The organism is Actinoplanes sp. NPDC048791 (assembly GCF_040650095.1).
In the GTDB taxonomy this organism is placed as follows: Bacteria; Actinomycetota; Actinomycetes; order Mycobacteriales; family Micromonosporaceae; genus Actinoplanes.
Genome location: NZ_JBEZGQ010000892.1, coordinates 1 through 3,432 on the forward strand (window position 1 = coordinate 1; position 3,432 = coordinate 3,432).

The 3,432-nt window shown below is 72.8% G+C and carries 4 protein-coding genes; all 4 read left to right on the forward strand.

Going from position 1 to position 3,432, the window contains the following annotated elements:
• On the forward strand, positions 1–760 hold a 760-nt coding region (locus AB0C29_RS39185; RefSeq protein ID WP_360831661.1), incomplete at its 5' end, for an HAD-IC family P-type ATPase.
• Between the two features lie 47 nt (positions 761–807).
• On the forward strand, positions 808–1,014 hold the full coding sequence (locus tag AB0C29_RS39190) for a heavy-metal-associated domain-containing protein (RefSeq protein WP_360831664.1): 207 nt from the start codon (positions 808–810) through the stop codon (positions 1,012–1,014).
• 2 nt (positions 1,015–1,016) lie between these two features.
• Positions 1,017–1,946 (forward strand): hypothetical protein, encoded by a 930-nt coding sequence (locus tag AB0C29_RS39195; protein WP_360831667.1) that lies wholly within the window; start codon positions 1,017–1,019, stop codon positions 1,944–1,946.
• A gap of 12 nt (positions 1,947–1,958) precedes the next feature.
• The coding region (locus tag AB0C29_RS39200; RefSeq protein ID WP_360831670.1) for a heavy metal translocating P-type ATPase at positions 1,959–3,432 on the forward strand (1,474 nt) is incomplete at its 3' end.

Sequence of the window (3,432 nt, forward strand, 5' to 3'; positions counted from 1 at the left end):
CGAGGGCCTCGGCGTACGCGGCACCGTGGACGGCGTCGAGATCCTGGTCGGCCGGCCTCGGCTGCTGGAGCGCGAACGTCTCGACGTGCCGGCCGGCCTGAAGCAGGCCGCCGCCGATGCCGAGGCTGCCGGGCGTACCGCGATCGTGGCCGGCTGGGACGGCCGGGCCCGCGCCGTGCTCGCGGTCGCGGACGCCGTCAAACCGACCAGCCGGCAGGCCGTCGCCGCCCTGCGCGCGCTGGGTCTGACGCCGGTGCTGCTGACCGGCGACAACACGACCGTGGCGCGGGCGGTGGCCGCCGAGGTCGGCATCACCGAGGTCGTCGCCGAGGTGCTGCCGGCCGACAAGGACCGCGCGGTCGCGGAGTTGCAGGGCCGAGGGCTCACCGTGGCGATGGTCGGCGACGGCGTCAACGACGCGCCCGCGCTGGCCCGCGCCGACGTCGGCATCGCCATCGGGGCCGGTACGGACGTGGCCATCGAGTCGGCCGGCGTGGTGCTCGCCTCGTCCGACCCGCGCGGGGTGACCGGGGTGATCCGGCTGTCCCGGGCGTCGTACCGCAAGATGGTGCAGAACCTGGGCTGGGCCGCCGGGTACAACGTCATCGCGATCCCGCTCGCCGCGGGCGTCCTGGCCTGGGCCGGGTTCACGCTCAGCCCGGCGGTCGGCGCCGTGCTCATGTCGGCGTCCACCATCGTCGTGGCGCTCAACGCGCAGCTGCTGCGGCGGGTGCGCCTCACCGCCGATCGGATGGCATGAAACACCCTGTCTTGATACCTCTAGGGGGTATGGGTACGATGACTGGCATGACGACGAAGACCTACACCGTGACCGGAATGACCTGCTCGCACTGCGTCGGCGCGGTCAGCGCCGAGGTCGGCCGGCTCCCCGGCGTCACCGACGTGCAGGTTGATCTGGCCACCGGCGCGGTCACGGTCACCAGCGAGCAGCCCGCCGACGACGAGGCGGTCACCGCGGCCGTCGACGAAGCGGGCTACGAGGTGGTGAAGTAGCGATGGGCACCCCACTCAAGCTCGGGTCCTTCGCGCTCGGCCTGGCTGTCGTGTTCTCCGCGGCGCTCGGTCTCGGCAACCTGGCCGGCCCGGCCGACAGCGCGACCACCACCACTACGGCCCACAGCGACGGCGGTCACGACAGTGCCGCCGCGGCGGCCGGCCCCGACGACCACGTGCCCGCCGGTCTGCAGATCACCCAGGACGGCTATCAACTCCAGCCGCTCTCCCCGGCCCTGGCCGTCGGCCAGCCGCAGCCGTTCGCCTTCCGGATCGCCGGGCCCGACGGCGCGCCCGTCACCAGTTACACCACGAGTCACGACAAGGACCTGCACCTGATCGTGGTACGCCGGGACCTGTCCGGCTTCCAGCACGTGCACCCCGCTCTCGCCGCGGACGGCACCTGGTCGATCCCGCTGGCAGTTACGGCAGCGGGGCAGTACAGGGTCTTCGCCGACTTCCGGCCCGCTGGGCACGCGGAAGGCCTCACGCTGGGCGCGGACGTGCCGGCGCCGGGCGACTACCGGCCACGGCCCCTGCCCGCAGCCTCGCGGACGGCCACCGTCGACGGCTACACCGTCACTCTGGAGGGCGACCTGGTTCCGGGTGCGTCGTCGAAGCTGACCCTGTCGATCGCCAAGGACGGCGCGCCGGTCACCGACCTCCAGCCGTACCTGGGCGCGTACGGACATCTTGTGGCTCTGCGGGCCGGCGATCTCGCCTACCTGCACGTCCACCCCGACGGAGCTCCCGGCGACGGCAAGACCACTGCCGGGCCGCAGGTCACCTTCTACGCTGAAGTTCCGTCGAGTGGCAGCTACCGGCTGTACCTGGACTTCCAGCACGCCGGCAAGGTGCGCACCGCCGAGTTCACCGCGACGGCGGGCACGCCCGCGGCGACACCGTCCGCCACCGACCACAGCCACGAGTGAGGGAGAGCAGCCATGGCATCAGGCGCCGAGCCGCTGCTGACGGCACCGAACCGGATCGAGCTGTCGATCGGTGGCATGACCTGTGCCTCGTGCGCGTCGCGGATCGAGAAGAAGCTCAACCGCATGGACGGGGTCACCGCCACGGTCAACTACGCCACCGAGAAGGCCTCCGTCGCGTTCCCGGACGCCGTCACCGCTGACGACCTGATCGCCACGGTGGAGAAGACCGGCTACACCGCCGAGGTGCCGCCCCCGCCGCGTACGGCGGACGATCCGGCGGAGCAGGCGCAGCCGGCCGACGAGCTGCGGGGGCTGCGGACCCGGCTGTGGACCTCGATCGTGCTGAGTGTGCCGGTGATCCTCCTGGCGATGATCCCGGCGCTGCAGTTCAACTACTGGCAGTGGCTGTCGCTGACGCTGGCCGCGCCGGTCGTCGTCTACGGCGGGCTGCCGTTCCACCGGGCAGCGTGGACCAACCTGCGGCACGGCGCCGCCACCATGGACACCCTCATCTCGCTGGGCACCCTGGCGGCGTTCGGCTGGTCGCTGTGGGCCCTGTTCTTCGGCACCGCCGGTATGCCCGGCATGGTCCACCCGTTCAGCTTCGCCGTGACCCGCGGCGACGGCGCCGGCAACATCTATCTCGAGGCCGCCGCTGGGGTCACCACCTTCATCCTGGCCGGCCGGTACTTCGAGGCCCGCTCCAAGCGCCGCGCCGGAGCCGCGCTGCGCGCGCTGATGGAGCTCGGTGCCAAGGATGTCGCCGTGCTGCGCAACGGCATCGAGACCCGCATCCCCGTCGGTCAGCTCGCGGTGGGCGACCGCTTCGTGGTACGGCCGGGGGAGAAGGTCGCCACCGACGGCGTTGTCGAGGACGGCGTCTCGGCGGTCGACGCCAGCATGCTCACCGGTGAGTCCGTACCCGTGGAGGTCGGCGCCGGGGACACCGTGGTCGGCGCGACCGTCAACGCCGGCGGCCGGCTGGTCGTGCGGGCCACCCGCATCGGCGCGGACACCCAGCTCGCGCAGATGGCGACCCTGGTCGAGCAGGCCCAGACCGGCAAGGCCGCGGTCCAGCGCCTCGCCGACCGCATCTCCGGGGTCTTCGTGCCGATCGTCATCGCCCTCGCCACCGCCACGCTGGGCTGGTGGGTCGGCACCGGCAGCGGCTGGACCGCCGCGTTCACCGCCGCGGTGTCGGTGCTCATCATCGCCTGCCCGTGTGCGCTGGGCCTGGCCACGCCGACCGCGCTGCTGGTCGGCACGGGCCGCGGCGCCCAGCTCGGCATCCTGATCAAGGGGCCGGAGGTGCTCGAGTCGACCCGTACGGTGGACACGGTCGTGCTGGACAAGACCGGGACCGTCACCACCGGCCGGATGACCCTGGTCGCCGCGCTGCCCGCCGACGGCGAGGACGCCGGAGAGGTGCTCCGGCTCGCCGGGGCGCTGGAGGCCGCGAGCGAGCACCCCATCGCCCGCGCCGTGG